The following is a 14,011-nucleotide window of genomic DNA, read 5'->3' on the forward strand; positions in this document are numbered from 1 at the left end:
TTTTATACCCCCGATAATTGAATTGGGTCATCACCTTTAGCAATTTCACCAATTTTATAAGCTTTAACCTGTTGCTCTTGTAATATATCTAATGTTTGCTGTTCGTTTTCTTTATCAATGACCAAAGTAAATCCGATACCCATGTTAAACACGTTGTACATTTCATTTGTTGAAATTTTGCCTTGTGTTTGTAACCAATCAAATATCTTTGGAGTCGGAAACTGTGTGACATCTATTTTTGCTGTTACACCCTCAGGTAATGCTCGAGGAATATTTTCATAGAATCCGCCACCTGTAATATGTGTCATAGCATGTATTTGAACCGCTTCTTTAACAGCAAGTACAGGTTTAACATATAAACGTGTAGGTTCTAAGAATGTGTCTAAATATGTGCGATTACTTTCAAAAGTATCATCTAAATTAATACCAGATTTTTCGATTAAATTTCTAACCAAACTATAACCATTGGAATGTACTCCACTTGATTCAAGTCCGATGATGATTTGACCTGGTTTGACTGATGCGCCATCTATATATGCTTCTTTTTCGACAGCACCAACTGCAAATCCAGCTAAATCATATTCCCCTTCGTGATACATTTCACCCATCTCAGCAGTCTCTCCACCAATAAGCGCAGTATTTGTTTCTTCGCAACCATCACTTACACCTTTAACAATTTGTTCGATGACTTCAGGCACAACTTTATGAGTTGCGATGTAATCTAAGAAATAAAGTGGCTCTGCACCTGTTGTTAAAATGTCATTTACACACATTGCAACTGCATCTATACCGATTGTGTCGTGTTTGTTATAATCAATAGCTAATTTTAACTTTGTACCCACACCATCAGTACCAGAAACAAGTAAGGGTGCTTTCATATTTAATTGTGATAAATCAAATGTAGCCCCAAAACCACCTAGCCCGCCAAGAACTTCTTTACGCATTGTTCGTTTAACGTGACTAGACATACGTTCTACCGCTTCGTAACCTGCATTAATATCGACACCTGCTTGTTGGTATGCTTTAGACATTTAAATTACCCTCTTTATCAAAGTATTGTTTATTATTATTTAAGTATTCTTTTTGTCTTTCGCTTAAATGCTCAATATAGTCTGATTCATAATCATATAAGCCAGCAGGATAATCTCCTGTAAAACTTTCAACACACAAACCACTATATGGTACGTCTTCATCAAGCCCAATGGAATCAATAAGTCCGTTGACTGATAAATAGGATAATGAATCAGCACCAATATGGTCTCTAATTTCTTCAGGTGATTTATTAGCAGAAATTAATTCAGCTGTCGTAGATACATCAATACCATAAAAACTAGGGAACATAAATTCCGGTGAAGCAATACGAACATGAACTTCATTAGCTCCAGCGTCTTTTAACATTTGTACAATTCTTCTACTTGTGGTACCTCTAACTATAGAGTCGTCTACTAGTACAATGTTCTTATTATGCACAATATCTTTCACAGCAGATAATTTAACTCTAACACCTTGTTCTCTTAGTTCTTGTGTAGGTTGAATAAATGTCCTTGCGACATATTGGTTTTTAACGAGCCCCATTTCATATGGTAAGCCGCTTTCCTCAGCATAACCAGACGCTGCAGATAGAGATGAATTAGGCACACCAATGACCATATCTGCCGTTTCTGCTGGACTTTCTTGTGCTAATTGTTTACCAGACTGTTTTCGTACAGCATGTACATTTTTACCAGCAATCGTAGAGTCTGGTCTTGCAAAATAAATATATTCCATTGCTGAGATTGCAGTTGTTGTATGTCTCGTATAAGATTCAACTCTAATACCATCATCATTAATAACCACATATTCACCTGCATGAACATCACGTACAAATTCAGCACCTAACACATCAATGGCACATGTCTCACTTGCAAGAATATATGACCCCGTTTTCATTTTTCCTACAACTAATGGTCTAATGGCATTTGGGTCAACTGCACCATACAGTGCATCTTTCGTTAGTAAAGCAAACGTGAAACCACCTTTAATCTTTCTTAAGCTTTCTTGTAGCGCAGCTTCAAAGGTTGGTGCTTTACTTCTACGAATTAAGTGCATAATAACTTCTGTGTCTGATGAAGAATGGAATATGGACCCTTGGTGTTCTAATGATCTTCTCAAGCTTTGCGCATTGATAAGATTACCGTTGTGACATACCGCAACGCTCATATCATAAAAATGGTATAAAAATGGTTGGATATTTTCTATACCTTTATTACCTGACGTAGCATAACGCACATGTCCAATAGCATGTTGATAGGACTTAAATGATTCAAGTTGAATATCTGAAATTGCTTCAGTTAATAGTCCTAAACCACGCTCACCAACAAGTGCTTCACCATTTGAACAAACGATACCAGCACCTTCTTGGCCACGGTGTTGTAAACTGTGCAAACCCATATACGTTAACTGTGCTGCTTCATGATGGTTCCATATTCCGAATACACCACATTCTTCATTTAATCCACTGATGTCATACATTTAGGAATAGCCCCTTCCCATAATTCATTCAGATTTGTAACTTCGCGTTTCACTTGTACGTTATTATTAGATACAGAGAATTGTCCATCTTCTGTAATTTTTCCAATTTCTACAGCATTATCTAATGATAATGATTGCCCTTCTTTGACAGCTACAATATAACGGCCTTGTGTTTCACTAAATAGTTGTGCATTACTCACATTTACTTTTACATCCATACCTAATCCGTAATGTGCACTCATACGTGCTAATGTAATTAACAATCCACCTTTACCAACTGTTTGTACATGAGAAGCAAGACCTTCACGAATGACATTTTTGATTGCTTCACCTTTACGTACTTCATCAGACAAGTCAATTGTTTCAAACTCATGATTTACTTCGTTATAAAGTAATTTCTCAATTTGACTACCACCAAAATCATCGTTCGTTTCACCAACAATGTATAACGTATCGTTGACTTTAAGATTAAAATCATTTAAAAATTGAATGTCATCTATTAAACCAACCATACCAACTACTGGTGTTGGGAAGATTGAAGTTTCACGTGTTTCGTTATAAAGTGATACATTTCCTGAAACAACTGGTGTATTTAAGATTTCACAAGCTTCTGACATACCTTTAGTAGAATCGGCTAATTGTTGATAAATTTCTTTTTTCTCAGGTGATCCATAGTTTAAGCAGTCTGTCATAGCTAATGGTGTTGCACCGACAGAAATCAAATTACGGTATGCTTCAGCAACGACCATTTTTCCACCTTCATAAGGATTGTTGAACACATAACGCGCTTCACCGTCAATTGTTGACGCTATAGCTTTATTTGTACCTTCTACACGAACAACTGAAGATTGTAAACCTGGTTTTACAATAGTGTTAGCGCCAACTTGCTGATCATATTGCTCATATAAATAGCGTTTTGATGCAATTGTAGGATGTTGTAATAATGCTTCAAATACATTATCCACATCTATATCACTATAATCATTTTTACTATTATGATATTCTGGGGCTTCACCTTCTAATACATATACTGGTGCCTCATCAGATAATGGTTGGACTGGAATATCTGCAAATACTTCGTTTTCATAAGTTAGGACAAATCTATCCGTATCTGTAACTTCCCCAATAACAGCAGTATCTAATTCGTGTTTTTCGAATAATTCTAGGAATTTATCTTCTTTACCTTTTTCAACTACTAGTAACATACGTTCTTGTGTTTCAGATAGCATCATTTCATAAGGTGAAATCCCTTGTTCTCTTGTTGGGACTTTTTCTAATTGAAGGTGTAAACCACTGCCACCTTTAGCTGCCATCTCTGAAGATGATGACGTTAAACCTGCAGCACCCATATCTTGAATTCCTACTAGGTGATCAAACGTGATTGCTTCAAGCGTTGCTTCCATCAATTTCTTACCTACAAATGGATCCCCAATTTGTACTGATGGACGTTTACTTTCACTATCTTCACTTAATTCTTCTGAGGCAAATGTCGCACCGTGAATACCATCACGTCCAGTTTTTAACCCTACATAAATCACTGAGTTTCCAACACCTTTAGCAGTACCTTTTTGAACCATATCATGATCAATGATACCTACACACATTGCATTGACTAGAGGATTCCCTTCATATCTATCATCAAACTCGATTTCACCTGCAGTTGTAGGAATACCAATACAGTTACCGTATCCACCAATACCTGCAACAACGCCACGTAATAAACGACGGTTTTGTTTTTCAGTTAATTCACCAAAACGTAAACTATTTAATAAATTAATTGGTCTTGCACCTATAGAAACAATATCTCTAATAATGCCACCTACACCTGTAGCAGCACCTTGATACGGTTCAACTGCTGATGGGTGATTATGTGATTCTACTTTGAACACAACAGCTTGATTATCACCAATATCAACAACACCGGCACCTTCACCAGGTCCCATTAATACATGTTCACCTGAAGTAGGAAATTGTGTTAAAAACGGTTTAGAGTGTTTATAAGAACAATGTTCACTCCACATTACAGAAAAAATACCTATTTCAGTAAAATTAGGTTCACGTCCTAAAATTTCACAAACTTTGTCGTACTCTTTGTCGCTTAAGCCCATATCTTTATATAATTGTTCTAATTTGATTTCTTCTGCACTTGGTTCAATAAACTTAGACATTTTGTTCCCTCCAACTATTTACCATTGCTTCAAATAACTTCACACCACTATCAGTACCTAATATAGATTCAATCGCACGCTCTGGATGCGGCATCATACCACATACATTGCCTTTTTCATTAACAATTCCGGCAATATCACTATAAGAACCATTAGGATTATCGATATATTTTAATATAATTTGATTATTTGCTTCTAAAGCTTTATATATCTCTGGAGTACAATAATAATGACCTTCACCATGTGCAACTGGATATACAACTTCTTCGTTCTCAGCATATAAATTTGTATATGGTGTTGTATTATTTACTACTTTTAATGTTTCATTTCTACTTACAAACAAATGTGAATCATTGTGTAATAACGCTCCAGGTAAAAGTCCGATTTCTGTTAATATTTGGAAACCATTACATACGCCTAACACTGGCTTACCTTCATCTGCCAAACGTTTGACTTCATTAATAATAGGCGCAACACTTGCCATAGCACCAGATCTTAAATAATCTCCGAACGAGAAGCCCCCCGGTATTAATACACCATCAAAACCTTCTAATGACGTATTTCGATAATCGACATATTCAGCTTGTACACCAGATTTTATTGCCGCATTATACATATCGCGATCACAGTTTGATCCTGGAAATTTCAGCACTGCAAATTTCATTAGGCTTTCTCTCCTTCTTCCAAAACTTTATAACTATATTCTTCAATTACTGTATTAGCAAATAATTTTTCACTTAGTGTGGTAATCACATTGTGTACAGCTTCGTCAGTCGCTTCATCTATAGTCATATATAAGACTTTACCTACACGGATATCATTCACTTGCGTGTAACCCAAATCATGTACTGCGCGATTTAAAGCTTGACCTTGTGTATCTAATACTTGCGTTTGTAATGTGATGTGTAATTCGATTGTTTTCATTTTTATAGTGCCTCCAGTTTATTTAAGAAAGTTTGATAAGTTTCGATAATTGATCCTGTGTCTTCGCGATACACATCTTTGTCAAAGTTTGTATCACTGTGTTTATCCCATATACGACACGTATCAGGTGATATTTCATCAGCTAGTATAATTTGGCCATCTGTTGTACGCCCAAATTCAATTTTAAAATCTACTAATCTAAGTTCCATTTTGTCCATTAATTCAACTAATATAGTATTTATTTCTTTAGCGGATTCTTTTAAAGTGGCAATATCTTCATCATTAGCTAGGTGTAAGAGCTTAATGTGATCATCCGTAATTAAAGGGTCATTTAAGTCATCATTTTTATAGAAAAATTCAACAAGTGGTGCTTCAAATTCATGTCCTTTTTCAAAACCTAATCTTTTAGTAATAGAGCCTGCTGCTATGTTACGTACCACAACTTCTAAAGGAATAATGTCTACTGACTTCACCAACTGTTCTGTTTCCGATGTTTGTTCAATGAAGTGACTATCAACACCTCGAGATTTGATGAAGTTAAAAATTCTTGATGTAATTTGGTTGTTTAAACGACCTTTACCTTCAATAACATCTTTCTTTGCACCATTGCCAGCTGTTACTTCATCTTTATATTCGACGCGTAATACATCAGTTTCTCCAGTCGAGAAAATTCTTTTAGCTTTTCCTTCATATAACAAGGACATTAGTTATGTCTCCCTTCAAATTTGTTTAACAGCGCTTGTTCTGTCTCATTAATATCATCAGTCAAAACTGTTAAATGACCCATTTTTCTATCTGGTTTTCGTACGTTTTTACCATAAATATGCACATGCCATTCTGGATGATCACTGAATTGGTCTTCTAATATATCCAAATCCCTACCTAGCAAATTCATCATTATAGAAGGTTTCAATAGTTGAATCTTCTCTGGTAGTTTTTGACCAGTAATTGCAAGTATATGTGTATCAAATTGTGAATAATCACAAGCTTCAATAGAATAATGACCTGAATTATGAGGTCTTGGCGCAATTTCATTTACATATAAATTGTTTTGGGTATCGATAAAGAATTCAACCGTAAAGGTACCTACAAAATGAATGTGTTCTGTAATTTTTTTGACTTCACTTCGTGCTTCTTGGTCTTTATCTGTTCGTGCTGGCACTATTGTTTTAAAAAGTATTTGATTTTGATGTTCATTTTCTTGTAATGGAAAATACGTTATTTGGTTATCTTTGCCAATTGTAACCGTTAACGAAACTTCTTTGTGTAAGTCTAAAAATTGTTCGGCAACACATTCTTGTTTCGAAATAAGTACTTCAGCTTCATCCAAATAAGATTGATCTTTAACCAATATTTGCCCTTTACCGTCATAACCTCCAAATCTAGTTTTAACGATAAATGGATAACCGATTTGCTCTATTGCTATAGATAAATCTTTAGGCTCAGTTAATTGAATAAAGTTCGCAATTTGCGTTTGTGCTTTTTGCAATGTTTGCTTTTCTATCAATCGATCTTGAAGTATTTGAATTGCTTCATATCCTTGAGGGATATTATATTGTGAAACAAGTGACTGTAATTGTTTAGATGAGATATTTTCAAATTCATAAGTGATGACATCGGATGCTTCACCAAGTTGGTTTAAAGCCTCTTGATCATCGTAATTCGCATGAATAAATTCATGTGCGACGTGCTGGCATGGACAAGCATTATCAGGATCAAGCACAATGACTTTATAACCCATTTTTTGTGCAGATTGAGCCATCATTTTACCTAACTGTCCTCCACCGATAATGCCAATCGTTGAGCCGAATTTTAATTTACTGAAGCTCATGTTGCATTTCACTCACTTTCTCAACCAACGATTTTTCATAATTTTCCAAATTCTTTTGGATTGCTTTATTACCGATACTTAATATTCTCGCAGCAAGTATACCTGCATTTTTAGCACCAGCTTTTCCTATCGCTGTCGTCGCTACAGGGATTCCCCCTGGCATTTGTACAATAGATAATAACGAATCTAGACCTTGTAAACTTTTGGACTCTATAGGCACGCCAATGACAGGTAAAGTTGTCATTGATGCAACCATACCTGGCAAGTGCGCTGCGCCACCTGCTCCAGCAATAATTACGTCATATCCATTCGCTCTTGCTTCATTTGAAAATTCAAACATCAATTGTGGTGTACGATGTGCTGAAACAACCTTTTTATCATACGGAATTTCAAATTGTTCTAACATTAAGCAACTTTCTTTCATCGTATCCCAGTCCGAGGAACTCCCCATTATAACTACCACTTTCAAATTGAACACCCTTTCAGAAATTTGAAATGTTACTACTATTAGTTGTATATTACAAATATAGCATAACAACTAAATCATGCTTTTTCAATCAAAAATCGAACTATACAGTAAAAAAAAGTTCCAATCTACGTCTTTTGGTTGATATTTATCGTGTAATTTATGTTAAAGTTAAGTAAAGTTCATACATTTTAGGAGGATATTTTTCATGGTCGCAAAAATTTTAGACGGAAAACAAATTGCAAAAGATTACAGACAGGGTCTTAAAGATCAAGTTGAAGCTTTACAATCAAAAGGGTATACACCTAAACTATCAGTTATTCTTGTTGGGAATAATGGTGCAAGCCAAAGTTATGTAAATTCTAAGAAGAAAGCTGCAGAAAAAATTGGCATGATTTCTGAAATTGTTCATTTAGATGAAACAGCATCTGAAGAAGAAGTTCTTAACGAACTTAAACGTTTAAATGAAGATGAAAGTGTAAGTGGTATTCTTGTACAAGTACCTTTACCACAACAAGTAAGTGAACAAAAAGTATTAGAAGCTATTAATCCTGCTAAAGATGTTGATGGTTTCCACCCTGAAAACATTGGTAAACTTTATATTGATCAACAAACTTTTGTGCCATGTACACCACTAGGCATTATGGAATTATTAAATCACGCTGATATCGAATTAGAAGGAAAAGATGCTGTAATTATTGGACGTAGCCATATCGTTGGTCAACCAGTGTCTAAATTATTACTACAAAAAAATGCATCGGTTACAATTCTGCACTCAAAATCTAAAGATATGCATAGTCATTTAAAAAATGCTGATATTATCGTAAGTGCTGTAGGTCGTCCAGGATTAGTTACAAAAAATGATGTAAAAGAAGGTGCCATTGTCATTGATGTAGGTAATACACCTGATGAAAACGGCAAGTTAAAAGGTGATATTGAATACGATGAAGTTAAAGAAGTTGCAGGTGCCATTACACCAGTTCCAGGTGGCGTTGGCCCAATGACAATTACTATGGTATTAAATAACACGCTAATTGCTGAAAAATTACGCAGAGGCATCGAATAGAATAGTATTCAAAAAAAAGAACTTGGCTCATATACCAAGTTCTTTTTTTAACCTTTTTTACTATTAATCAACATCATATTTAATATTGAGGGCCATTTTTCTACCACAAAGTAACTTTAAATTAACCAATGTGCGCTTCCTCTTACTACTATTATTAATATGATGGTTATAAATCGTTTCGTAGCAATATAAGCACAAAAGCCCCTTTTTTTAAACTTCTTTCTATAGTATGCCCTATCCACTAGTTAGACATTTTAAAAACTTTAATCCCTCTAAATTATAGTTCAACTCATAATTTACCCATTTTTTACTGAATGTTTTATTTATATTCATAGTAATACGTTATATTAAGACTATAGTATGATGTTTTTCTATAGTAGATAAAGTATAGTGAAATTAAATAAAATCATGACTTTCATACGGAGGTTAACGTTATGAACAAATTATTACAATCATTATCAGCTTTAGGTGTATCTGCAACACTTGTAACACCTAACTTAAGTGCAGAGGCAACTGATAATTCCATTCCAGAACTTAAAGGCATAAAGGATACAGTCATTGAAAAAGGTGATGATTATAATTTACTTAATGGCGTGAGTGCCTTTGATAAAGAAGATGGCGATTTAACAGATAAAATTACTATAGCTGGAAATATTGATACAAATAAAGCCGGTCAATATAAAGTTGAATATAAAGTAGAAGATTCAGATGGTGCAATAGATAAATCTATACGTTATATAGAAGTAAAATAATTTATCGTCTAAATACATATATTCAATAACATTAATTGATAAGCATTATCAGTATTTTTAGACCAAAATAACTACTTTGACTTAAATATGTCACTTTTCACAAAATGTACACATAATTTTAACAAATCTTTAAAAGCCCGTCAGACCTTGAGTCTGTTGGGTTTGTTTTAATTTTACAATAATTTTTTTACTATAAACACTTGTAAATATTGCGTAATATCTTAAAATTGATGGTAAGCCCTACAATTGTAGTATTAGGAGGTCAAAAAAGTGTCAAAATTTAAGTCTTTGCTTCTACTCTTTGGCTCGCTAATTTTACTTAGTGGCTGTTCAAATGTAGAAGTTTTAAACCCAAAAGGGCCATTAGCAAGTGACTCGAAGTTTTTGATTATTTATTCAATCATCTTCATGCTTGTTGTTATTGCCGCTGTACTTATCTTATTCTCAGTATTCCTTGTGAAATATCGAATTGGAAATACTAAAGAATCTGGTAAGATGCACCACAATTCTTTAATAGAATTAATTTGGTTTATCATTCCGGTGATTATCGTAATCGCTTTAGCCATTCCAACGGTTAAATCGCTTTATGAATACGAGAAACCACCAGCAAAAGAAGATGATCCACTTGTTGTTTACGCGACAAGCGCTGGTTATAAGTGGTTCTTCAGTTATCCTGATGAAAAAATCGAAACAGTTAATCATTTAACTATTCCGAAAGATCGCCCAGTTGTTTTCAAACTCCAATCTATGGATATGATGACTAGTTTCTGGATCCCGCAATTAGGTGGTCAGAAATATGCGATGACAGGTATGACGATGGACTGGACTTTAACTGCTAGTGAAGAAGGAACGTTCCGTGGACGTAACTCTAACTTCAATGGTGAAGGATTCTCTCGTCAAACTTTTGATGTTCATTCAGTAAGCCAAAGCAAATTTAAGGATTGGGTTAAAGATGCTCAAAGTCAAAAAGTATTGGATCAAGATACATTTGATAAGCAACTTTTACCAACTACTGAAAACAAGAATTTAACTTTCAGTGGTACGCATATGGCATTTGTTGATCCTGCAGCAGATCCTGAGTATATTTTCTATGCTTATGATCGTTACAATTACGTTCAAAAAGATCCTAACTTTAACTCAGAAGAAGAAATTACTAAAGATGTGTTAGATAAACCAGATCAACCTGCACGTAAGTCGCAAATTACAAATGCTAACTATGAACGTCATGGAATGAAAGCCATGATACTAGGCAATAAAGAACCATATAATAGTGAATTCAAAGATAAAGAATCACATAATATGGACGAAATGGAAAAAATCTCTGAAGGTGCTAAAGATAAAAAAGCATCTGAAATAGAGAAAAAAGACCATGAAAATGGAGGTGGACATTAATGAATTTTCCATGGGATCAATTGCTCGTTCATGGTAACTGGATGATTACAATGGCACAAATTGGTGCGCCATTCGCTATCATAGGCCTGATCGCAGTAATTAGTTATTTTAAATTATGGAAATATCTATACAGAGAATGGTTCACATCTATCGACCATAAGAAAATCGGTGCTATGTACTTAATCTGCGCTGTATTAATGTTTGCTCGTGGTGGTATTGACGCGTTATTACTTCGTGCTCAGTTAACAATTCCAGATAATAAATTCTTGGAATCTAACCACTATAACGAAATCTTTAGTACACACGGCGTTATCATGATTATCTTTATGGCAATGCCTTTCATTTTTGGTTTGTGGAATGTCGTTGTACCTTTACAAATTGGTGCACGTGACGTTGCATTCCCTGTATTAAATAACGTAAGTTTCTGGTTATTCTTCTCAGGTATGCTTTTATTTAACCTGTCATTTATAGTCGGAGGCTCCCCTGCAGCTGGTTGGACTAACTATGCACCGCTGGCAGGAGAATTCAGTCCAGGACCCGGGGTTAACTATTACTTAATTGCAATACAAATTTCCGGTATCGGGACACTGATGACTGGTATTAACTTCTTTGTAACTATACTTAGATGTAAAACACCTACAATGAAATTTATGGAAATGCCAATGTTTACAATGACAACGTTTATTACAGCATTGATTGTTATCTTGGCTTTCCCAGTTTTAACTGTAACATTAGCATTATTTACAACTGATAGAATATTTGATACAGCGTTCTTCACAGTTGCAAACGGTGGTATGCCAATGCTTTGGGCAAACTTCTTCTGGGTATGGGGGCACCCCGAAGTGTATATTGTTATCTTGCCGGCATTTGGTATATATTCTGAAATCATACCGACGTTTGCTCGTAAACGACTCTTTGGTCACCAAAGTATGGTTTGGGCGACAGCTGGTATTGCATTCTTAAGTTTCTTAGTTTGGGTTCACCATTTCTTCACAATGGGTAATGGTGCTTTAATCAACTCATTCTTCTCAATTACAACTATGTTGATTGGTATACCGACTGGTGTTAAATTATTCAACTGGTTATTCACACTTTATCAAGGTCGAATTACTTTTGAATCGCCAATGCTATTCGCATTAGCATTCATTCCTAACTTCTTATTGGGCGGTGTAACTGGTGTAATGTTAGCAATGGCAGCAGCTGACTACCAATATCATAATACTTACTTCCTAGTGGCACATTTCCACTACACGTTAGTAACTGGTGTTGTATTTGCCTGTCTAGGCGCATTAATTTACTGGTATCCTAAGATGACTGGTCATAAGTTAAACGAGACTTTAAATAAATGGTGTTTCTGGTTATTCATGATCGGATTTAACGTTTGTTTCTTACCACAATTCGTTCTTGGATTAGATGGTATGCCTCGTCGTTTATACACTTACATGCCAGAAGATGGTTGGTGGTTACTAAACGTAATTTCTACTATCGGTGCCCTATTAATGGCATTAGGCTTTATGTTCTTAGTTGCAAGTATTGTATATAGCTTCTTCAAATCACCACGTGAAGCAACTGGTGATAACTGGGATGGCTTAGGTCGTACTCTAGAGTGGTCAACTGCTTCAGCAATGCCACCTAAATACAACTTTGCTGTTACTCCAGATTGGAATGACTATGACACATTTGTCGATATGAAGGAACACGGTCGTCATTACTTAGACAACCATAATTACACAGATATACACATGCCAAACAATACGCCTATTGGTTTCTGGATGGGAATTTTATTCACTATCGGTGGCTTCTTCTTAATCTTTGAAACTATCGTTCCAGCAGTTATTTGTTTAATTGGTATCTTTGCTTGTATGGTTTACCGTAGTTTCGAAGTAGATCATGGTTATCATATCCATGCATCCGAAGTAGCTGAAACTGAAAAACGTTTACGTGAAGCACGTATAAAAGAAAGGGAGGCTGTAAGTCATGAGTCATGATGCAAACACAATTGATACACGTTCGCATGAAGGTAATTTAAATAAACTTGGCTTTTGGATTTTCCTTACAGCTGAATTCTCACTATTCGGTACGTTATTCGCAGCATTATTAACACTTCAACACGGCGGAGATTACGCTGGTAAGATGACTACTGAATTATTTGAATTGCCACTAGTTTTAATAATGACATTTGCATTATTAATTAGTTCATACACATGTGGTATTGCAATTTATTATATGAGACAAGAAAAACAAAAGTTAATGATGATATGGATGATCCTTACTGTATTACTTGGTATGGTATTCGTAGGCTTTGAGATTTATGAGTTTGCACATTATGTTTCAGAAGGTGTTACTCCACAAATCGGTTCTTACTGGTCTAGTTTCTTTATTCTATTAGGAACTCATGGAGCCCATGTATCGTTAGGTATTGTTTGGATTACATGTTTATTAATTCAAATTGCAATGCGTGGTTTAAATAAAGACAATGCTCCTAAGTTATTTATAGTAAGTTTATACTGGCACTTTTTAGATGTTGTTTGGATTTTCATCTTCACTGCCGTATATATGATAGGGATGGTGTATAGCGGATGAATACAATCGTAAAACATACTGTAGGTTTTATCGCCTCAATCGTTCTGACAATTTTAGCGATTTTTGTAACACTTTACACATCTATGGCACTCAATGCTAAAATCACCATCATCTTCGGTTTTGCTTTTATACAAGCTGCTGTTCAATTATTAATGTTCATGCATTTAACTGAAGGTAAAAATGGTAATGTACAAGCTTTCAAAGTTATATTTGCGATTATCATTACTTTAATTACTGTTATTGGTACGTATTGGGTAATGCAAGGTGGACACTCTAGTCACTTATAATCCCAAAAAAGACTTCTCTCCGGAGAAGTCT

General features: G+C 35.0%; 14 protein-coding genes. 6 read left to right on the plus strand and 8 right to left on the minus strand.

Annotated features, from left to right (window positions below):
- Positions 1 to 2: 2 nt before the first annotated feature.
- From purM to purE, 8 genes are read right to left on the minus strand one after another with little or no spacing between them, the layout of a single operon-like run.
- Positions 3 to 1,031 carry a phosphoribosylformylglycinamidine cyclo-ligase gene (gene purM, locus QMO72_RS09270; RefSeq protein ID WP_103267160.1) on the minus strand — a complete coding sequence of 343 codons (1,029 nt, stop codon included), beginning with the start codon at positions 1,029 to 1,031 and terminating at the stop codon, positions 3 to 5.
- Positions 1,024 to 2,511, minus strand: coding sequence for an amidophosphoribosyltransferase (gene purF / locus QMO72_RS09275; RefSeq protein ID WP_069824386.1), 1,488 nt, complete (start codon positions 2,509 to 2,511; stop codon positions 1,024 to 1,026). The genes purM and purF overlap by 8 nt, the downstream gene beginning before the upstream one ends.
- Entirely contained in the window at positions 2,490 to 4,679 is a 2,190-nt protein-coding gene (purL, locus tag QMO72_RS09280; protein ID WP_103267159.1) for a phosphoribosylformylglycinamidine synthase subunit PurL, read from the minus strand. The genes purF and purL overlap by 22 nt, the downstream gene beginning before the upstream one ends.
- Complete coding sequence (gene purQ / locus QMO72_RS09285) at positions 4,672 to 5,343, minus strand: phosphoribosylformylglycinamidine synthase I (protein ID WP_103267158.1); 672 nt, start codon at positions 5,341 to 5,343, stop codon at positions 4,672 to 4,674. The genes purL and purQ overlap by 8 nt, the downstream gene beginning before the upstream one ends.
- Positions 5,343 to 5,603, minus strand: a complete 261-nt coding sequence (gene purS / locus QMO72_RS09290; RefSeq protein ID WP_046836080.1) for a phosphoribosylformylglycinamidine synthase subunit PurS — start codon at positions 5,601 to 5,603, stop codon at positions 5,343 to 5,345. Before purS ends, purQ begins: the two co-directional genes overlap by 1 nt.
- Positions 5,604 to 5,605: 2 nt before the next feature.
- Positions 5,606 to 6,307: a phosphoribosylaminoimidazolesuccinocarboxamide synthase gene (gene purC / locus QMO72_RS09295; RefSeq protein WP_103267157.1), complete on the minus strand. Its 702-nt coding sequence runs from the start codon at positions 6,305 to 6,307 to the stop codon at positions 5,606 to 5,608.
- Entirely contained in the window at positions 6,307 to 7,434 is a 1,128-nt protein-coding gene (purK, locus tag QMO72_RS09300) for a 5-(carboxyamino)imidazole ribonucleotide synthase (RefSeq protein ID WP_103267156.1), read from the minus strand. The genes purC and purK overlap by 1 nt, the downstream gene beginning before the upstream one ends.
- Complete coding sequence (purE, locus tag QMO72_RS09305) at positions 7,421 to 7,903, minus strand: 5-(carboxyamino)imidazole ribonucleotide mutase (protein WP_103267155.1); 483 nt, start codon at positions 7,901 to 7,903, stop codon at positions 7,421 to 7,423. The genes purK and purE overlap by 14 nt, the downstream gene beginning before the upstream one ends.
- A gap of 205 nt (positions 7,904 to 8,108) precedes the next feature.
- Between purE and folD the strand changes: the two genes are divergently transcribed.
- The 6 genes from folD to qoxD all read left to right on the plus strand — a co-directional run bounded on the left by folD (position 8,109) and on the right by qoxD (position 13,980).
- On the plus strand, positions 8,109 to 8,966 hold the full coding sequence (gene folD, locus QMO72_RS09310) for a bifunctional methylenetetrahydrofolate dehydrogenase/methenyltetrahydrofolate cyclohydrolase FolD (protein WP_103267154.1): 858 nt from the start codon (positions 8,109 to 8,111) through the stop codon (positions 8,964 to 8,966).
- A gap of 434 nt (positions 8,967 to 9,400) precedes the next feature.
- Complete coding sequence (locus QMO72_RS09315) at positions 9,401 to 9,718, plus strand: DUF5011 domain-containing protein (RefSeq protein WP_069824392.1); 318 nt, start codon at positions 9,401 to 9,403, stop codon at positions 9,716 to 9,718.
- A 270-nt stretch (positions 9,719 to 9,988) separates the two neighbouring features.
- The gene (gene qoxA, locus QMO72_RS09320) at positions 9,989 to 11,110 is read left to right on the plus strand and encodes a cytochrome aa3 quinol oxidase subunit II (protein ID WP_103267153.1); all 1,122 of its coding nucleotides are present in this window, start codon (positions 9,989 to 9,991) and stop codon (positions 11,108 to 11,110) included.
- Positions 11,110 to 13,098, plus strand: coding sequence for a cytochrome aa3 quinol oxidase subunit I (qoxB, locus tag QMO72_RS09325; protein WP_046836073.1), 1,989 nt, complete (start codon positions 11,110 to 11,112; stop codon positions 13,096 to 13,098). Before qoxA ends, qoxB begins: the two co-directional genes overlap by 1 nt.
- Positions 13,088 to 13,693, plus strand: coding sequence for a cytochrome aa3 quinol oxidase subunit III (qoxC, locus tag QMO72_RS09330; protein ID WP_046836072.1), 606 nt, complete (start codon positions 13,088 to 13,090; stop codon positions 13,691 to 13,693). The genes qoxB and qoxC overlap by 11 nt, the downstream gene beginning before the upstream one ends.
- A complete protein-coding gene (qoxD, locus tag QMO72_RS09335; protein WP_046836071.1) occupies positions 13,690 to 13,980 on the plus strand; it encodes a cytochrome aa3 quinol oxidase subunit IV in 291 nt (96 codons plus the stop codon). The genes qoxC and qoxD overlap by 4 nt, the downstream gene beginning before the upstream one ends.
- Positions 13,981 to 14,011: the final 31 nt, after the last annotated feature.

The sequence above is a fragment of the Staphylococcus casei genome (genome assembly GCF_030294405.1).
Classification (GTDB): domain Bacteria; phylum Bacillota; class Bacilli; order Staphylococcales; family Staphylococcaceae; genus Staphylococcus; species Staphylococcus succinus.